Raw genomic sequence first — 18096 nt, 5'->3', positions numbered from 1 at the left:
GCAACGGCACTAGAGCGTGTTATGAACTTCCCGCCGCAGCCAGCACCCGCGCGGCGGCGGGCAACATGAGCACCGCAAACACCAGGAAATGCATCCCGCCGAGCACTTCGGGTAGCCGCTCGTAGTCCCGGGAGAGCCTGCGAAACCTTGCCAGCCAGCCGAAGCTTCTCTCCACCACCCAGCGGCGCGGCAGCAGCACAAAGCCCTTCTTCGCCTCGGGCAGCTTCACGATCTGCAGGTCAATTCCGCTGTCCTGCGCCGCCTTGGATGCCGCTTCACCCGTGTAGCCCTGGTCGGCCCAAGCCAGTTGTACCGTGTGGCCCGTAGCCTGCTGTACGTCTTCGCACAGGCGCTGCACCTGCGCACGCTCCTGTTCGTCTGCCGGCGTGACATGCACCGCCAGCAGATGACCCAGCGTGTCCACGGCCATATGCACTTTGCTGCCGCGCTTGCGTTTGTAGCCGTCGTAGCCCGCGCGCGGCCCGCTCTCGCAGCTCGATTGCAGTGTGCGCCCGTCCATCACCATGGCGCTGGGCTGGCCCTGGCGCCCCTGTGCCACGCGGATGATGGAGCGCAAATCCGAGACCATCGCCTCGAAGCAACCCGCATCCAGCCACCGGCGGCTCTGCTGGTAGACCGCCTCCCAGGGTGGCAGATCGTTGGGCAGCATCCGCCAAGGTGCTCCCGCGCGCACCAGCCAGCGCAGGGCGTTGAAGACTTCGCGCAGGTCGTGTCCACGCTGAGGCGCATGCGGGTCCATCAGGGTCAGGTACGGCGCAGCGAAGCTCCATTCTTCATCGCTCACGTCCGTCGGGTAGGGCTTGCGGGGCATCTGCAAACTCTACCCTCGGCTCCGCGCTCAGGGAGCAAAGTTCATAACACGCTCTAATGTTGAGGAGCTCCTGTCCCGGCGGCGCGCCGCAGCGCTGAAGGGACAGGTTGGGTCGAAGCGCAAGCGCAGATAGAGGCGGGCGCCTATTACAGCTGGCAGCAGAGCGCGGCCCTCACGCGCCGCGGCGGCGACGTGGTGGGCACGATCACGCAGCGCGACGCCAACGGCTTCGTGGTGGGCATCCGCCAGCCGAAGGTGACGGGCAGCGCGGCGCAGGCCCCGGACGGAAGCCTGGCGGCGGCGCTGACGAACCAGGCGACGCAGGCCACGAGCAACGACGCACGCTACGACCGCACGTTCGTGAACGACGCCAACGGCACGGCGGTGTTCGTGAGCCAGGGCGGGTTCAACGCGCAGGGCGAGGTAAACAGCAGCATCGCCAACCCGGCCTCGGGCTACCAGGGCGGGGTGACGGGCAGCGCCCTGACCCCCGGCCATGTGCAGCGCCAGCTGGTCGCCAACGGCGAAGTGCTGGCGCGCTACGGTGACGCGCCCACTCAGGAGGAGAACACGCCCCAGACCAACAACCCGGCATACGTGGACACGGCGGACTTCCGCCTGCAGGCCGCGCAGATCCGCCCGCGCCACAAGAGCCTGGACCCGGTGGCCTACACGGTGGTGGGCGGCGAGACGCTCAAGGACATCGCGCGCAACGTGCTGGGCGACGCGAGCCTGTGGTGGCGCATCGCGGACGCCAACAGCCTGGCGGTGTCGGGCGACGGGGCCCTGACGGCGGGGCAGACGCTGACGGTGCCCAAGCTGGCGCTGAATGCGAACAGCGTGGAGACGTTCCAGCCGTATGACCCGAGCCAGGCGATGGGGAGCATGGATCCGGTGTTGCCGGTGCCGGCGAATGGAGGCGGATGCGGGGGAGTCGGCGCGATCATCATGATCGTCGTGGCAATTGTGGTGACGATCTACACCGCAGGTGCTGCTGCGAGTGCATTAAGTGCGATGGGAACAACCACGGGTGCAGGCGTAGCCGCCGGGACTGCTGCAGGGGTCACCGCTACAACGGCTGGCACGTTCGCCGTCGGATCGGCCGCCCTTGCGGGCAGCTACGGAGCAGCAGGTATTGCAGCGGCTGCCATAGGGGGGGCTGTCGGCTCCATCGCCAGCCAGATGGTGGGCAACCTGATTGGTACGCAGGACGGCTTCAGCTGGAAGAGCGTGGCCCTCAGTGCACTGGGTAGTGGCATCACGAGCGGTCTGGGCAGTTCCGGATGGTTGCCGAAGATGGACAGTGCCTTCGCGAATGCAGCAGTCAGGCAGGCCGTCTCGGGCACGATTTCCCAAGGCGTAGGCACGGTGACGGGGCTGCAGCAGCGTTTCGACTGGAAATCCGTGGCGGCAGGTGCGATTGGTGCTGGAGTTGGCGCTTCTGTCGGCGGAGCGCTGGACAAAGTCAACGTGTTCGGAAGTTGGGGAAGCGATTTCGCGACGGGGTTGGCCCGTGGAACCGTGTCGGGCTTCGCTGCAGGGATGACCACGGCGGTGCTGAAGGGCGGGCGTGTCAGCGTGCAGCAGGTGGCGACCGATGCGTTTGGCAACGCCCTTGGGCAAAGCCTGGCGGCTGCAAGTGGGCCGCAGCTCACCTTTGCACAGGACACTGCGGCAAGGACATATGCTCTTGATCCCCTGGGCCTGCGTCAGATGGTACCCACCGCGGCGTCGCCTGACGGTGAAGGCGCGGTTGCGTATCCGGTGCGGATGCCTGGTGACATCGAGATGCAGCCACTGCCGGCCCAAGTAGAAGATGCGCTTCGCACAGTGCGTGCGGGGGACTTCGGTGGTTCGCTGGAGCGGATTGCGCGCTCGCAGTTGGGCACTGGAGCCAGCCAGCGTGCCATCAACAACTACGTAGGCCAGCTGTTTGAGATCAACGGCATCGGCAATGCGCGGCGCATCATGGCCGACCAGTCCATCATGTTGCCCGGCGCGGACACGGCGGCTGCCACGACGGGGTTGAGGCTCTATGGCAATGACATAGCGATTGGTGAGCAAGCCGCCGCCGAACAGGCTGCGCGTCAAGCAGCCGCGCAGGCCTCCACTCTGGCCAATCAAGACGCTAGAGACATTCGTGCGGGGTTCCGTTACCAAAGCATGATGTCGAGAGGATTGAGTGAGGCAGAGCTTCTAGCGCCCGCCAACGACGGCAGCCGCCCAGTCCAGTACCTTTCTCAATGGGATGGTGTGACCCGCCAGGCACCGGTCGTCAACTACCTGCAGTCCACGCTAGGCGGGATGAATCCCGTGCTTGGTAGCCAGTGGTGGGTTCAAGCTGCGAAAGGCTTGCCGGAAGCAGCTATAAACGAATTCGGAGGCTTTGCCCTGGCCAAGGTGCTGGGTGCGGGAGCCCGGATCTTCAATGTCGCGCGCAGTGAGACATCGCTGCTGAATGCTGAGTTGAAGGCTGCGATCGATAGTCAGCTGGCACGGGATTTTGCGCCGAGTGCGCCTATGGAGGGGGTTGGGGTTGGGCAGATTGGCAATGCCGGGACCGCGTGGGGCGCCGGTTGAACTGGGCTGATTGACTTCGGCGCCGGTGTAGACATCCCTCCAGGCTTCTATCGCGCGGACCCGGCTAAACTTCGCTTCACGCAGTCCGATGCAAGCCCGTTCTTCTCTAAGGGAGGCACAATCGATAGCCTTGTGTCCGATCTCAGGTCCGGGAAGGTCACGGTGGACCAAGTCGGTGATCCGCTTCAAGTCGTAATGCACGACGGGCTGCCGTTCTCAATCGACAATCGTCGTCTCGTCGCGTTCAACTTGGCGGGTGTCAAGGACGTTCCGATCCAGGTCATGAGCCTCGAAGATCAGGTTGTCGCAACGCGCTTCTTTGACCGATTCGATCCGATTGGCGGCATTGGTCAGAACATCGTGATCACGCCGAGTTCTGGGCGGACACCGGCACAATTGATCCTTCGGGACCCTGGCCTAATTAAGGGGGTTCAACTTGACCATTGATGCAAAGAAGGTTGCCACTGCTGCAGACTTCGCGGCTTGTCCGATTTGGCGCTACGACGACGAAGACGATCACTACCACCCGGTAATGATTGGGAACGAGCTTCCGGAATCGGAACGAGCGCTATCGACCAGAGCTGCGTTCACGGCGCCCGATGGGAAGTCGTTCGACGGCTACGTCGTTGGGATCGAGCGCGTGTTTTCTTTCGGCTTATTCGGCGGAGGGCGCACATTCCACGTGAATATGAACTTGGCCGATCTCTCAAGGAAGCAGTTAAAAGCCTTTCTCGAAACGCAGCCTGGCATGGCGGGTGTCTCGGTCGAGGCCTTGTTTCCGCTGGAGTTCAGGACGAAGATCAACAAGGACCCATTCGTTGATTTCGGAGGACGCTTTGAATGTCTTGGCAAGGCGAAGCTGCCTTGACCGTTGAAGAACGCGAGCCTGTCCGGAATTTTGTGAAGTTGCCCCGCTTCTACAGACGGTAATCGGCTTGCTTTTCAAATTCAAGTTATCGATTTGATGGGTCCTTCCATCCCAAAACCCCCCTCAAAAAATCCACAAATACCCGCACTTTCGGCGACAACTGCCGGCTCGTCGGCCACACCGCCCGGAACCGCCCCGCCGGTCGCCCCTCCGGATCCGGCAGCACCTGCCGCAATGCCCCTTCCCGCAAAGGCCCCTCCACCAGGAAATCCGGCATGCAGCCGATCCCCAGGCCGCCCAGCGCCGCGCCGCGCACGGCCTCCATGTTGTTGAACCCGAGGACCCGGCGCAGGCGGGGCAGGGGGGATGGCGATGGCGCCGACGACATCGACAGCGGTGGGGGCGGCTCTTCTGGCACGGTGGCCCCGCCGGTTTCCGGCAGCGGCCAGGGCAGCCACTGCCCTGAATTGGGATAGCGGAACGCAATGCCGTCGTGGTCCGCGAGGTCGCCCACGGCGGCCGGGGTGCCGCGCCGCGCCAGGTACTCGGGCGATGCGCAGAGCAGGGACCGGTAGTGCCGCAGGGGCAGGCTCATGAGCCGTGAATCGGGCAGGTCGCCGCTGCGGATGGCGATGTCCACGCCTTCGCCGATCAGGTCCACGATGCGGTCGTTGAAGTCGATGTCCAGTTCCACCTGGGGATGGCGCTCCAGGAACTCCGGCAGCCGGGGCAGGAGGAGGTGGTAGGCAACGATGGGCACGCTCACCCGCAGGCGGCCGCGTGGTGCGGCGGCCGCCTGCGACACCATGGCGCGGGCGTCGTCCAGGTCGTCCAGGATGCGGCGGCAGCGTTCGTGGAACTGCCGGCCTTCTTCCGTCAGGGCGATGCGGCGGGTGCTGCGCTGGAGCAGGCGCACGCCCAGTTCCTGCTCCAGCTTCGCGACGGCCTTGCCGACGGCCGAGGCCGAGATGCCGAGCGCGCGGCCCGCCGCGACGAAGCTGCCCAGCTCCGCGGTGCGCACCAAGGCGAGGAGGGCGGAGAGGCTGGAGGGGGTGTCCATGGGGAGGTTTCGGTAGGAATGCGATGGAGCGCATTGATTGCGGAATTTTCTTCCGGATTGATCGGAGGCGATGCCTGTTTTTCACCGAATGCGGAAGTTCTATCTTCACGGCATCGGGCTTGGCACCTCTTGGTGCCGTGGCCTCGTTCTTCCTGTCTTCGCCGTTTCGCATTCCTGTGCCGCCTTCGGGCGCTCTTCCACAATGTCCTTACTGTCCTCCGGTACCCCGACCATTTCGCCAGCTTCCCCCGGCAACCCGCCGGATCCGGACCGCGGCCGGCGCCTGCGCGTGCTCGCCTCCGTCTGCATGGCCTCGGCGACGATGCCGATGGTGTTCACGGGGCCGGCCGTGGCGCTGGGCGGCATCGCCGATACGCTGCATGCGTCCGCCGCGTCGCTGGCCTGGGTAACGAATGCGTTCATGCTGGCCTTCGGCAGTTGCCTGCTGGCGGCCGGGGCGCTGGCGGACCGCATGGGGCGGCGCCGGGTGTTCATGGCGGGGGCGTGGCTGTTCCTCGTGGCGTCGGCGGCGCTGCCGTTCGCCACGGGCATGGCGGTGTTCAACGTGCTGCGCGGCCTGCAGGGGCTGGCGGGGGCGGCGGTGTTCGCGGGCGGTGCCGCTGCGCTGGCCCAGGAGTTCGAGGGCGATGCCCGCACCCGCGCGTTCAGCTGGCTGGGCACGGCGTTCGGCATCGGGCTGGTGCTGGGGCCGGTCACGGCCGGCGCGCTGGCGGGGGCGTTCGGGTGGCGGGCGATTTTCGGGCTGGTGATGGGGGTGATGGGGGTGGCGGTGTGGCTGGGCCGGGGCGCGTTGCGGGAAACGCGGGCGCCTGCAGCGCACGCCTTCGATACGGGCGGCGCGGTGGCGTTCACGCTGGCGCTCAGCGTGCTGACCTGCGCCGTGCTGGCGGCGGCGCAGGCGGGATGGGCGGAGCCCCGTGTGATCGGCGGCCTGGCGGTGGCAGGGCTGCTGTTCGCCGTCTTCGCGCACATCGAGCGGCGGAGCCCCGCGCCGTTGCTGGATCTGTCGTTGCTGCGCTACCGCCGCTTCCTCGGCATCCAGTTGCTGGCCGCTGCGCCGGCCTATGCCTTCGTCGTGTTGCTGGTGCTGCTGCCGATGCGTTTCGCAGGCATCGAAGGGATGGGCGCGGGCCGAGCGGGGTGGATGATGGCGGCCCTTTCTGCGCCGCTGCTGGTGCTGCCGCTCGCGGCCGGGCGGCTGGCGCGCCGGTGGCCGCCGGCCGTGCTGTGCGGCGTGGGCCTGCTGGCCTGCGCGGCCGGGCTGCTGTGGCTGGCGGCGGCGCGGACGGGGCTGCAGGCCCTGCCGGCGATGGTGGTGATCGGTGCGGGCATCAGCCTGCCCTGGGGATTGATGGATGGGCTCGCCGTCAGCGTGGTGCCGCCTGAGCGTGCGGGCATGGCGGCGGGGATTTTCAGCACCACGCGCGTGGCGGGGGAGGGCGTGGCGCTGGCAGTGGTCGGCTCCGTGCTGGCGGGGCTGATCCAGGCCCGGCTGCCCGGCGCCGCAGAAGGCCTGCCGGTGGCGCAGTTGCTGGGGGCGGGGCGGCTGGAGGATGCGATGGCCCTGGTGCCGGCGGTGGCCCCGCACGCGCTGGTGGAAGCTTATGAAGCGGCGTTCGCGCGGCTGGCGCAGGGCCTGGCGGTGGTGACGGCCGTGACGGCGCTGGCCGTGTGGGCCTGCCTGGGGCGGGGCGGCCTGCGGCAGGAGGGCAGTGCGCCCGCGGAAGGGAGGAGGAAAACTGGAGCGGGTGAAGGGAATCGAACCCTCGTATGAAGCTTGGGAAGCTGCCGTTCTACCATTGAACTACACCCGCGCGTGGCGCCATTGCGGCGCACGACGGGCTGGATTCTAGCGCTACTTTCACGTGGGCCAGTGCAGGGAGAGCACGGAGCCTCCGCCGGGCGCGGCCTGGCAGGTGGCGTGGCCGCCATGGGCCTCCGCGATGGCCTTGACCACGGCCAGGCCCAGGCCGCTGCCGCCGGCCTGCTGCGGGCGGGTGGGGTCCCCGCGGTGGAAGGCCTCGAAGACCTGGGCGGCGAGTTCATCGGTCATGCCCGGGCCCTCGTCCTCCACGCCGAGGTGGCACTGGCCGTCCGCCACGCGGGCGTGGATGCGCACCAGGCCCGGGTCGGCATGCTTGCGCACGTTCTCCAGCAGGGCGATCAGGGCCTGGCGGATGCGCACCGGGTCGCAGGTCACGGTGCAGGGCGCTGCGATGTCGGCCTGCACGGTGAAGCCGCGCGCATGCAGGTCGGGCCCGAAGGCATGCACGACGGAGGCGACTTCCTGCGCGAGGTCCGCCTGCATCTGCTCCAGCTCCAGGTGCCCGCTGTCGCGCAGGCCCAGCATGCGCAGGTCTTCGATCAGCCTGCTCAGGCCCTGCACGTGCCGCAGCAGGCCCTGGAACAGTTCGGGCCGCGGCTCGAACACGCCTTCCGTCAGTCCCTGCAGGCGCCCGTGCAGGATGGTGACGGGGGTGCGCAGTTCGTGGGCGATGGCGGCGTTCCAGAAGGTGCGCTGCTTCTCCATGGCCTGCAGGCGTTCGGCCATGGCGTTGAAGTCGCGCACCAGCTGGGCGGTCTCGCCCATGGAGTGGTCGTCCGTGGCGGCGCGGGCCTGCAGGTCGCCCTGGGCCACCTTGCGCAGGCTCTCGGCCACCGCGTTCAGCGGCGTGAGGATGCGGCGCGAGAGCCGCACGGCGACGGCGATGGCGATGGCCAGCGCGGCGAGCAGGGTGGCCAGCATCCAGGCCAGTTCCACCCGCGACGGCACCCAGGTCTCGGAAATGCTGGACGGCGAATAGGCCATGAGCACGGCGTAGAAGCCGTACGAGCCGATCATCGAGATCAGGATGATGCCCAGTGCCATGACACCCAGCGACAGCATCACCTGCCGGCGCAGGCCGGGAGAACTGCTCATTCGCCGCTCCCGAGGCGATAGCCCACGCCGCGCACGCTGACGGGAAGGCCCTCCACGCCCAGCGGCTCCAGCTTCTTGCGCAGCTTGCTGATGTGGCTGTCCACCGTGCGCTCCAGGGTGTCGCCCTCGGGCAGGCAGGCTTCCAGCAGTTCGAGCCGGGTGAAGACGCGGCGGGGCGAGCGCATGAGGCAGGCGAGCAGCTTGAATTCGGTGAGCGTCAGGTCCAGCAGGTGGCGCTGCCCGTCCAGGTGCACGCTGGCCTCGTGGGTCTCGGGGTCGATCTGGAAGATGCCGGCGCGCAGCACCGCCTGGGCGTTCGCGCCGCCCCCGGCGCCACGGCTGCGGCGCAGCACTGCCTGCACGCGGGCCACGACCTCGGCGGCGTTGAAGGGCTTGACCACGTAGTCGTCCGCGCCGATGCGCAGGCCCATGAGCTTGTCGATGTCCTGGTCCATGGCCGTCAGCATGACCACGGGCGTGTCGCCGCGGTGGCGGATTTCGCTGAGCACCTTCCAGCCGTCCACGCGGGGCATCTGCACGTCGAGCAGGACGAGGTCGGGCTTGAGTGCCTGGTGCATCGCGAGCGCGGCCTGGCCGTCCGGCGCATGCACGGTCTGCAGGCCGTCGCGTGCCAGGTAGGCGGCGAGGATCTCGGCGATTTCGGGTTCGTCCTCCGCGATGAGCACGAGCGCCTGGGACGCGGATTCCCGGAAGATGCGGTGGGGTGGGATCGACACGCAGCGCACTCTACCGAGATTTTCCGGCTCCATCGCATCTCCACACAATGCCCAATCCTTCGCAGCCGTGGGACGCCACAGTAGCGCCTTTTTCGCACGCGAAGGATTCCCTGGATATGCACACCCCCCGACGGCGGCAGGCCGCGATGATGGCGGCGGCGCTGGTATTGGCGGGCTGCGGCACCGACGAGGCGCAGGACGCCCCCGCGCCGCCGGCGCAGGTGTCCGTGGCCACGCTGGTGCCCGGCGATCTCGTGGTGGCCGACGACCTGCCCGGCCGCGTGGCCGCGGTGCGCACGGCGGAGATCCGGCCGCAGGTCGGGGGCATCGTGCAGCGCCGGCTGTTCGAGCAGGGCGCGGAGATCCGGCAGGGCGCACCGCTCTTCCGGATCAACCCCGCGCCGTTCCAGGCCGATGCCGACCTGGCGGAGGCGGCGCTGCAGCGCGCGCAGGCGGCCTGGGCCCGGGCGCGCCTGCAGGCCGGACGGCTGGAGCCGCTGGTGCAGGCCGATGCCGTGAGCCGGCAGGCCTACGACGACGCGGTCTCGCAGCGCGACCAGGCCGCAGCCGAGGTGGCGCAGGCCCGCGCCACGCTCGCGCGCCGGCGGCTGGACCTGCGGTTCGCGACGGTGGAGGCGCCGATCGCGGGGCGGGTGGACCAGGCGCTGGTGACGGAAGGCGCGCTGGTCTCGCCCACCGATGCCTCGCCCATGGCGCGCATCCACCAGATCGGGCAGGTGTACGTGGACGTGCGCCAGCCGGCGTCGGCGCTGGACGGCCTGCGGGCGGCGGCGGGGCCGGAGGGCGGTGTGCAGGAGGCCGCGGTGCAGATCCTGCGCGGTGACGGCGAACCCTTCGGGATGCAGGGGCGCATGCTGTTTTCCGGCATCACGGTGGATGCCGGCACCGGCGAGGTGCTGCTGCGCATCCTGGTAGACAACCCGCAGCGGCGCCTGCTGCCCGGCATGTTCGTGCAGGCGCGCGTGCCGCGGGCGGCCTATGCCCGGGCGCTCACGGTGCCGCAGCAGGCGGTGGTGCGCACGGGCGGTCAGGCCAGCGTCTGGGTGGTCGATGCACAGCGGCGCGCGCATGCGGTGCCGGTGCAGCTGGGTGAACTGGTGGACCGGCGCTACCGCATCGCGGCCGGGCTGCAGGAAGGGCAGCAGGTGGTGGTGGTGGGTGCGGAGCGCCTGACCGGCGGCGCGGAAGTGCAGCCGCGCAACTGGGCGGTGCCCGGCGCGGCAGCCGCATCCGCGAGTGTACCCGCATCGTCCCCCGCGCCCGCGGCCAGCCGCTGAACACCGAGCCGAGCCATGCCCCAGTTCTTCATTCGCCGCCCGGTATTCGCCTGGGTGATTGCCCTGTTCATCGTGCTGTTCGGCGCCATCGCCATTCCGCAGTTGCCGATCGCGCGCTACCCGGCGGTGGCGCCGCCGGCCGTGAGCCTGTTCGCGTCCTATCCGGGCGCCACGCCCCAGACCCTGAACGATTCCGTGGTGAGCCTGATCGAGCGCGAGCTTTCGGGCGTCAAGAACCTGCTGTACTTCGAGTCCTCGGTCGATACCTCGGGCTCGGCGCAGATCACCGCCACCTTCAAGCCGGGCACCAACCCGGAACTGGCGCAGGTGGACGTGCAGAACCGCATCAAGGCCGTGGAACCGCGCCTGCCGCAGGCCGTGCGCCAGAGCGGCCTGCAGGTGGAATCCGCCTCGTCGGGTTTCCTGATGCTGATCGGCATGACCTCGCGCGACGGCCGCTACGACGAGGTGGGGCTCAACGACTACATGGCCCGCAACATCGTGCAGGAACTGCGCCGCATCGACGGCGTGGGGCGCGTGCAATTGTTCGGCGCCGAGCAGGCGATGCGGGTCTGGGTGGATCCGGCCCGGCTGCTGTCCTACGGCCTGGCGATGGGCGACGTCACCCAGGCGATCGAGCAGCAGAACGCGCAGGTCGCTCCCGGGCGCGTCGGCGATGCGCCGACGCTGCCGGGCCAGCGCGTTACCGTGCCGCTCACGGTGCAGGGCCAGCTGTCCACGCCGGAACAGTTCGCGGCGATCGTGCTCAAGGCCGGCACCGACGGCTCGAAGGTGGTGCTGGGCGACGTCGCCCGGGTGGAGCTGGGCGCGCAGTCGTATGCCTTCGCCAACCGAGAGAACGGGCGGGTGGCCACCAGTGCCGCCATCCAGCTCTCGCCCGGGGCGAACGCGGTGCGCACCGCGCAGGCCGTGCAGGACCGGCTGGCTGAACTGGCGCGCACCATGCCCGCGGGCATGGAGGTTTCTGTTCCGTTCAATACCGCGCCCTTCGTGAAGATCTCCATCGAGAAGGTGCTCCACACACTGGCGGAAGCCATGGTGCTGGTGTTCGCGGTGATGTTCCTGTTCCTGCAGAACGTCCGCTACACGCTGATCCCGGCCATCGTGGCGCCCATCGCGCTGCTGGGCACGTTCACCGTGATGCTGGTGGCCGGGTTCTCGATCAACGTGCTGACCATGTTCGGCATGGTGCTGGCCATCGGCATCATCGTGGATGACGCCATCGTGGTGGTGGAGAACGTCGAACGGCTGATGGCCGCGGAGGGCCTGTCGCCCCGGGACGCGACAGTCCGGGCCATGCGGGAGATCACCGGGGCGGTGGTCGGCATCACCCTGGTGCTCACGGCCGTGTTCATCCCCATGGCCTTCGCCACCGGATCGGTGGGCGTCATCTACCGGCAGTTCACGCTGTCGATGGCCGTGTCCATCCTGTTCTCGGCCTTCCTGGCGCTGACGCTCACGCCCGCGCTCTGCGCCACGCTGCTGCGGCCGGTCGCTGCCGGCCACCATGAGCGGCGCGGCTTCTTCGGTGCCTTCAACCGTGGTTTCGAGCGCCTGTCGCAGGGCTATGCAGCCCGCGTGGCGCGCCTGGCGGGGCGCAGCGGCCGCATGATGGTCGCCTTCGCACTGGTCTGCGCGGTGCTGGTGCTGGCGGCGCGCCAGCTGCCCTCGTCCTTCCTGCCCGAGGAGGACCAGGGCTACTTCATGACCTCCATCCAGTTGCCCACTGGCGCCACCAGCGAGCGCACGCTGGACGTGGTCAAGGCTTTCGAGTCGCACGTGGCCTCCCGCCCGGGCCTGGCGTCCAACCTGGTGATCCAGGGGTTCAGCTTCTCGGGTTCGGGGCCGAATGCCGCGATGGCGTTCACCATGCTCAAGGACTGGAGCCAGCGCGGCGGCGCCAGCGCGCGCGATGAGTCGGAGCGGGCCCAGGAGGCGATGCGCCACACGCCGGAAGGCACGGTGATGAGCCTGCTGCCGCCCGCCATCGACGAGCTGGGAACCTCGTCGGGCTTCACGATGTTCCTGCAGGACCGCGCCGGCCGCGGGGCGGAGGCCCTGGCGGCCGCGCAGGCCCGGCTGATGGAGCTGGCGGCGCAGAGCCCGCTGCTGCGCAACGTCTATCCCGACGGCCTGCCGCCGGGGGGCAGCGTGCGCCTGGACATCGACCGGCGCAAGGCCGAGGCCATGGGCCTGTCGTTCAATGCGATCAGCACCACGCTCTCGGCGGCGATGGGCTCGGCCTACGTCAACGATTTCCCGAATGCCGGGCGCATGCAGCAGGTGATCGTGCAGGCCGACGCCCCCGCGCGCATGCAACTGGGCGACGTGCTGAAGCTGCGCGTGCGCAATGCCGCGGGCGGCCTCGTGCCGCTGGGCGAGGTGGCCACGCCGGTTTGGACCGAATCACCCCAGCAGATGATGCGCTTCCAGGGCTTCACCGCCGCGCGCATCGCCGGGGGCGCGGCGCCGGGCGTCTCCAGCGGTGCGGCCATGGCGGAGATGGAGCGCCTGGTGGCGCAACTGCCCCTGGGCTTCGCCGCGGCATGGACGGGCCAGTCGCTGCAGGAGCGCCAGTCGGCCGCGCAAGCGCCGCTGCTCATGGCGCTGTCGGCCCTGGTGGTCTTCCTGGTGCTGGCGGCGCTCTACGAGAGCTGGTCCATCCCGCTGGCGGTGATGCTGGTGGTGCCGCTCGGTCTGGTCGGGGCAGTGGCGGCGGTCATGCTGCGCGGCATGCCCAACGACGTGTTCTTCAAGGTCGGCATGATCACCATCATCGGCCTGTCGGCCAAGAACGCGATCCTGATCGTGGAGTTCGCCCGGCAGTTGCACTCGGAAGGGCGCGGGCTGCTCGATGCGGCGGTCACCGCGGCCCGGCTGCGGCTGCGGCCGATCCTGATGACCTCGCTGGCCTTCGCGCTGGGCGTGGTGCCGCTGATGCTCGCTTCGGGCGCCAGCGCCGAGACGCAGCACGCCATCGGCACCGGCGTGTTCGGCGGCATGGTGAGCGGCACGCTGCTGGCGGTGTTCTTCGTGCCGGTGTTCTTCGTCTTCGTGATGGGGTTGCAGGAGCGGGTGGCCGCGTGGCGCGCGCGCCGCAACCCGCCGGAGGCCCTTCCGGCACCGGCCGGTGCACCCGGTGCTCCCACCACGGGAGGGCAGTGAGCCATGCGTATCCTTGCGATGATGCCCTTCCTGGCGCTGCTGTCCGCCTGCACGCTGGCTCCTCCGCTGGAGCGGCCGGCTCCCCCGGTGCCCGCTGTATTCCCCGACTACGGCGGCCGTGCTGGCGCCGCCGCCGCCTCGCCCCCGCCGGGCACCGCCGTGCGTCCGGATGTCGCCGCGTCCGACCTGGGCTGGCGCGACATGTTCGAAGACCCGCGGCTGCAGCAACTGATCGCGGCCGCGCTGGAGCACAACCGCGACCTGCGGCTGGCGGCGCTGCAGGCCGAAGCCGTGCAGGCGCAGTACCGCATCCAGCGCTCCGCGCGCTGGCCCGAGGTGGCGCTGGACGCCTCCGCGTCGCGCGAGCGCGGGGCACGCGCCGGCACCGGATCCGACCCAGCCGGGGGCGCCGGTGCGGCCGTCTCCGGGCAGGCGGCCCTGAGCGTGGGCGTGAGCGCGTTCGAGCTGGACCTGTTCGGCCGCGTGCGGTCACTGTCCGATGCGGCGCTGGCGCGGTACCTGGCCAGCGAGCACGGCCACCGCGCCGCGCGGATCGCCCTGGTCGGCGCGGTGGCGGACGCGTACTTCGCCCAGCGGCTGGCGCAGGAGCAGCTCCGGCTCACTGGGCACACCCTCGCCGACTGGCGGCAGTCGCTGGAATTGGCGCGGCTGTTGCGGCAGGCCGGGCAGAACAGCGGGCTGGACGTGGTGCAGGCCGAAGGGCAGGTCGCCTCCGCGGAGGCCGACCTGGAGGCCCGCCAGCGGGCGCTCGACCAGGCGGACAACGCCCTGCGGCTGCTGCTGGGCTCCGATCCTCCGGCAGGCCTGCCGGATCCGATGCCGCTGGAGGCGCGGCCCGTCGCGGCCCGTCTTCCGGCGGGGCTGCCCTCCGGGCTGTTGCTGGCGCGGCCGGACCTGCTGCAGGCCGAACAGGCGCTGGTTGCCGCGCATGCCGATGTCGGCGCGGCGCGGGCGGCGTTCTTCCCGCGGATCGCGCTCACCGCGTCCGTCGGCCGCGCCAGCGATTCGCTGGGCGGCCTGTTCGATGCGGGCTGGGGCACCTGGCGCTTCGCGCCGCAGATCACCCAGCCGCTGTTCGACCGGGGGCGCCTGCGCGGCGAACTGCGCCTGGCACAAGTGCGGCGCTCCGAGGCGGTGGCGCAGTACGAGCGGGCGATCCAGGTCGCCTTCCGCGAAGTGGCCGATGCGCTCGCGGGAGCGGCCACCTACGGCCGGCAGGTCGACGCCCAGGCGCGCACGGTGGCCAGTGCCACCCGGCGCGTGGAACTGTCGGAACTGCGCTACCGGGCGGGCACGGAAGGGCGGCTGGAGCTGCTCGACGCCCGGCGCCAGCAGTACGCCGCGCAGCAGGCGCTGCTGGACCTGCGCCGCGCGGAGCTCGGCAATGCCGTGGCGCTCTACAAGGCGCTGGGCGGTGGGTTGGCCGAGCAACGCGAGCAGTGAATGAGCTTCGCCTGTGAGCCTTCTGCTTCGCGTCAACACGGTATGCAGGCAGTGCAACGGGGCATATTTCTTGTCATAGCCGAAAAGGCCTGCATGACTGTATGCAACTGCATTGCGTGGCTGTGAGCTCGCAGGTCCAGTCCGGCATTCGCAAAAGGAAGATTCATGAAAAAGTGGTTCAAGTCAAGTCATAGCTCCTCGTCCAGCAGCTCCTCGGCGGCCTATTCGCGTGCGGGGGTGGATCCCATGGCCCTCTCCGCAGGGAATGGGTCCAAGGTCAGCGTCAGTACGCCGACACGTCGGCATCAACTCGGCTTGCTGCAGGACCTCCCGAGAAGGCAGGTCCAGGTGCATTCGCAGGTCCTGCGCAATATGGAGATTGGCCAGATGGCCAATGACGTGGTGGACGGAGTCATGCAGTCGGGGTCCGGCTGTCAGGCAGTGGACATCGCCGGAACGGGCGGGGAAAGCTGGGCCCGCCGGAAGCTGGGTTATGACCGTGCGCCCCGGGGAAACATGGAGAGCCAGCTGGAGCGCGTGAAGCATTCCCAGGGAGGCAACTGTCCGGAGCACGCGTCCGCAACAACGGCTGTTCTTCTGCGCCTGGGACGGCAGGGCAACGCAACGGAACTGAATGCGCCGGTCGTGCGTGTATGGGAAGGACAGCGGACCCTCAATACCACATACACCATGATCGGTGACCCCCGAGTTCCAGGCTGGGGAGAACGCAACACGGTCGTGATTGATCCGTGGCCAGTGGTTCCGGCCACCATGACCCTCTCGGAAGCTCGCATGCAGGACGCCCGCACAGGTTCCTGGACGCCTTATCAACCCTCCGAGGGACGCATGGTGGACACGTTCGCGCCGGGCAGTTCCGAGTGGGACAGGATGGCGGAAAACTTCGAGCAGATTCAACCCATGTCGTCGGCGGAGGTCGCCAGCCAATTGCCGAGGTCGAGTGCCATGCGTCGGGCGGGTGCGGAACCGTTCGGTGACCGCCTCGCCATGCATGCCTTGAGGGAGGATGCCGAGTTGATCTTTGATGCACGTGTCAGTACCGACCCTGCCACGGTGTACACGGATGGCGAAAGGGCGGTGCGTTTCGATGAAGTGTCGCAAAGGACGGCCGACCGTCTGGCCCGAGGCGTGGAAGCGCTGGGACGGTTCGCATAGTCCCAAAAATACTGAAACTTTGCGTGCGCGTCAGGCCGGGCGCAGCGCGGCCAGCAGGCCCGCGCATGCATCCTCCACCACGTCCACCACGTCCAGCACGTGCTCGAAGCCGTCGGCCCCGCCGTAGTACGGGTCCGGCACTTCGTGCGCTGCCAGGGCCTGGCGGAAATCGGTCAGGCGGTGCAGGCGGCCGCGCCGTGCCGGCGGGCACAGTGCGCGCGCCGCGGCCTCGTTGCGGGCGTCCATGACCAGCACGAGATCGAAATCCTCGAAGTCCTGGCGGCCTGGGGCCTGTTAACACTATGCAAGGGGTCGCGAAGCCCATCACAGCCCGCCCATCAAGGCGCGCGACGCCGTGCGTGTGTCCACACGTACAAGGAGCGCAACGCCGGGGGGCGGGCTGTGATGGGCTTCCCTTCGGGTTGCTTCGCGAAGGGGCCGCTTGCAGCGTTGCCCGTGCTTGCAAGGCCCCGGCCTTGCTACGCCCAGGCGCCTTGCACCCAGCCCCTTCGCGAAGCAACGCGATCCCCTTGCATAGTGTTAACAGGCCCTGGGTGGCGGGCGCGCTGGGCAGACAGGTCGTAGCCCCTGCGCCGCGCATGGGCCTGGGCGCGCTGGTCGGGCGGCTCGCCCACGTGGTAGTCGTGCGTGCCGGCGGAGTCCACTTCGATCCTGCCGGCCAGGCCCGCGTCCGCGGCCATTGTCTCGAGCACGCCGTGGGCCGTGGGGCTGCGGCAGATGTTGCCCATGCAGACCATGAGGATGCGAACGGGGGCGGAGTCGGCGCGGGCCGTCCGCTTCCGCAGCGGGGCCAGGTCCGGAAGGGTGGACGGGGTGGGGGAGTCGCTCATCGTCGTGGCCGCAAGGATGGGCTGGATGGTGCCACGCGCCGCGCCTGCATGCCGGCGATCGACGGAATCGCTTCGCGCATCGCCTCCAGGAAGACGCGCAGGCGCGCCGGCGGGTGGCGGGTGGGCGGATAGACCAGATGCACGGGCAGGGGGGCGGCCGTCCAGCCCGGCACGACGTGGACCAGCCGGCCCGCGCGCAGGTCGTCCTGCACCACCCAGGCCGACACCAGGGCCGCGCCCAGGCCCGCCAGTGCCGCGTTGCGCAGCGCATGGAGGCTGTCGGTGGCCATCCTCGGGCGGATGGCGATGGCCTGCGGCCCGGCGGTACCGTCCGGCTTCGCCGCGGAGGTCGGCGTGGAGGCGTCGCCCGCCTCCGGATGCAGTTCCACCTCGCGCAGGTAATAGGTGCGCAGGGCCAGCCAGGGCAGGGCGCCCAGGCCCTGCGGGTGCGGCGGGGCGCCGCCGTGCGCCTCCAGCAGGCCTGGCGAGGCCACCACGATGCGGGGCACCTCGGCCACTTGCGTGGCGACGACGGACGGATCCCGCACCGGCCCCACCTGGATCGCGCAGTCGATGCCTTCGGCGATGAAATCCGGCTGGCGGTCGTGCAGCAGCCATTCGACCGAGACCTCGGGGTACCGGCGCAGGAAAGCCGCCAGCGGCGCGATCAACTGGTCCTGCCCGAAGGCATGCGGCGCCTGCACGCGCAGCAGGCCCCGGGGCGTGTCGTGCGCGCCGCGCAGGTCCGACTCCATGGCCTGCCACTGCGCCAGCAGTTCCCTGGCGTGGGTGAAGCAGCGCTCGCCATCTTCCGTGAGCTTCATGCCGTGGGTGGAGCGCTGCAGCAGCCGCAGGCCCATGCCGCGCTCCAGCGCCTGCAGGCGCCGGCTGACGGTGGGCTGGGTGGTGCCGAGCTGCCGCGCCGCCGCGGACAGGCTGCCGCTGTCCACGATGCGGACGAAGGTCTGCAGCAACTCGATGCGGTCGGCACCGTTCAGGAGCAGGGACGGATTTGTCATGCGTATGGCGTATATCTGATCTGCGCACCGGCAGGCTACCGCATATCCTAAGGAGCGGGGACACTGCAGCCATTGTCTTTCCCAGGC

General features: G+C 69.2%; 14 protein-coding genes, 1 tRNA gene and 1 pseudogene. 8 read left to right on the top strand and 8 right to left on the bottom strand.

Annotation, left to right across the window (positions count from 1 at the left end; translation table 11 throughout):
* Window positions 1-19 precede the first annotated feature (19 nt).
* Complete coding sequence (locus ACAV_RS13330; protein ID WP_013592780.1) at window positions 20-832, bottom strand: IS5 family transposase; 813 nt, start codon at window positions 830-832, stop codon at window positions 20-22.
* Window positions 833-1027: 195 nt separating this feature from the next.
* Between ACAV_RS13330 and ACAV_RS13325 the strand changes: the two genes are divergently transcribed.
* The 3 genes from ACAV_RS13325 to ACAV_RS13315 all read left to right on the top strand — a co-directional run bounded on the left by ACAV_RS13325 (window position 1028) and on the right by ACAV_RS13315 (window position 4280).
* The gene (locus ACAV_RS13325; RefSeq protein ID WP_157768768.1) at window positions 1028-3412 is read left to right on the top strand and encodes a LysM peptidoglycan-binding domain-containing protein; all 2385 of its coding nucleotides are present in this window, start codon (window positions 1028-1030) and stop codon (window positions 3410-3412) included.
* A 195-nt stretch (window positions 3413-3607) separates the two neighbouring features.
* On the top strand, window positions 3608-3859 hold the full coding sequence (locus ACAV_RS13320; protein WP_157768767.1) for a hypothetical protein: 252 nt from the start codon (window positions 3608-3610) through the stop codon (window positions 3857-3859).
* Entirely contained in the window at window positions 3849-4280 is a 432-nt protein-coding gene (locus tag ACAV_RS13315) for a hypothetical protein (protein ID WP_157768766.1), read from the top strand. The genes ACAV_RS13320 and ACAV_RS13315 overlap by 11 nt, the downstream gene beginning before the upstream one ends.
* 85 nt (window positions 4281-4365) lie before the next feature.
* On the opposite strand, the gene ACAV_RS13310 is transcribed toward ACAV_RS13315, so the two are convergent.
* The gene (locus ACAV_RS13310; protein WP_013595094.1) at window positions 4366-5340 is read right to left on the bottom strand and encodes a LysR family transcriptional regulator; all 975 of its coding nucleotides are present in this window, start codon (window positions 5338-5340) and stop codon (window positions 4366-4368) included.
* A gap of 202 nt (window positions 5341-5542) precedes the next feature.
* Here ACAV_RS13310 and ACAV_RS23835 point away from each other — a divergent pair, with 202 nt between their 5' ends.
* On the top strand, window positions 5543-7135 hold the full coding sequence (locus ACAV_RS23835; RefSeq protein ID WP_081463128.1) for an MFS transporter: 1593 nt from the start codon (window positions 5543-5545) through the stop codon (window positions 7133-7135).
* Here ACAV_RS23835 and ACAV_RS13295 read toward each other — a convergent pair.
* The 3 genes from ACAV_RS13295 to ACAV_RS13285 form a co-directional block, all read right to left on the bottom strand.
* Window positions 7102-7175: transfer RNA gene (locus tag ACAV_RS13295), tRNA-Gly, on the bottom strand. The genes ACAV_RS23835 and ACAV_RS13295 overlap by 34 nt on opposite strands.
* 47 nt (window positions 7176-7222) lie before the next feature.
* Window positions 7223-8281 (bottom strand): ATP-binding protein, encoded by a 1059-nt coding sequence (locus tag ACAV_RS13290; protein WP_013595093.1) that lies wholly within the window; start codon window positions 8279-8281, stop codon window positions 7223-7225.
* Complete coding sequence (locus tag ACAV_RS13285) at window positions 8278-9051, bottom strand: response regulator (RefSeq protein WP_013595092.1); 774 nt, start codon at window positions 9049-9051, stop codon at window positions 8278-8280. The genes ACAV_RS13290 and ACAV_RS13285 overlap by 4 nt, the downstream gene beginning before the upstream one ends.
* Before the next feature lie 83 nt (window positions 9052-9134).
* Here ACAV_RS13285 and ACAV_RS13280 point away from each other — a divergent pair, with 83 nt between their 5' ends.
* The 4 genes from ACAV_RS13280 to ACAV_RS23830 all read left to right on the top strand — a co-directional run bounded on the left by ACAV_RS13280 (window position 9135) and on the right by ACAV_RS23830 (window position 16139).
* Complete coding sequence (locus ACAV_RS13280) at window positions 9135-10316, top strand: efflux RND transporter periplasmic adaptor subunit (RefSeq protein WP_013595091.1); 1182 nt, start codon at window positions 9135-9137, stop codon at window positions 10314-10316.
* A gap of 15 nt (window positions 10317-10331) precedes the next feature.
* Complete coding sequence (locus ACAV_RS13275; RefSeq protein WP_013595090.1) at window positions 10332-13502, top strand: multidrug efflux RND transporter permease subunit; 3171 nt, start codon at window positions 10332-10334, stop codon at window positions 13500-13502.
* Window positions 13503-13505: 3 nt separating this feature from the next.
* Window positions 13506-14966 carry an efflux transporter outer membrane subunit gene (locus tag ACAV_RS13270; RefSeq protein WP_013595089.1) on the top strand — a complete coding sequence of 487 codons (1461 nt, stop codon included), beginning with the start codon at window positions 13506-13508 and terminating at the stop codon, window positions 14964-14966.
* Between the two features lie 165 nt (window positions 14967-15131).
* Window positions 15132-16139: a hypothetical protein gene (locus ACAV_RS23830; RefSeq protein ID WP_013595088.1), complete on the top strand. Its 1008-nt coding sequence runs from the start codon at window positions 15132-15134 to the stop codon at window positions 16137-16139.
* Window positions 16140-16169: 30 nt separating this feature from the next.
* On the opposite strand, the gene ACAV_RS13260 is transcribed toward ACAV_RS23830, so the two are convergent.
* The 3 genes and pseudogenes from ACAV_RS13260 to ACAV_RS13250 all read right to left on the bottom strand — a co-directional run bounded on the left by ACAV_RS13260 (window position 16170) and on the right by ACAV_RS13250 (window position 18009).
* Window positions 16170-16385: an arsenate reductase/protein-tyrosine-phosphatase family protein gene (locus tag ACAV_RS13260; RefSeq protein ID WP_434799805.1), complete on the bottom strand. Its 216-nt coding sequence runs from the start codon at window positions 16383-16385 to the stop codon at window positions 16170-16172.
* 311 nt (window positions 16386-16696) lie between these two features.
* Window positions 16697-16897 (bottom strand): annotated as a pseudogene (locus ACAV_RS13255) (arsenate reductase/protein-tyrosine-phosphatase family protein); the annotation flags it as partial.
* 89 nt (window positions 16898-16986) lie between these two features.
* On the bottom strand, window positions 16987-18009 hold the full coding sequence (locus ACAV_RS13250; protein WP_013595087.1) for a LysR family transcriptional regulator: 1023 nt from the start codon (window positions 18007-18009) through the stop codon (window positions 16987-16989).
* Window positions 18010-18096: the final 87 nt, after the last annotated feature.

This window comes from Paracidovorax avenae ATCC 19860, assembly GCF_000176855.2.
Classification (GTDB): Bacteria; Pseudomonadota; Gammaproteobacteria; order Burkholderiales; family Burkholderiaceae_C; genus Paracidovorax; species Paracidovorax avenae.
Note: the sequence above shows the minus strand (reverse complement) of the source record. Positions and strands in the feature narration are given on the sequence as shown.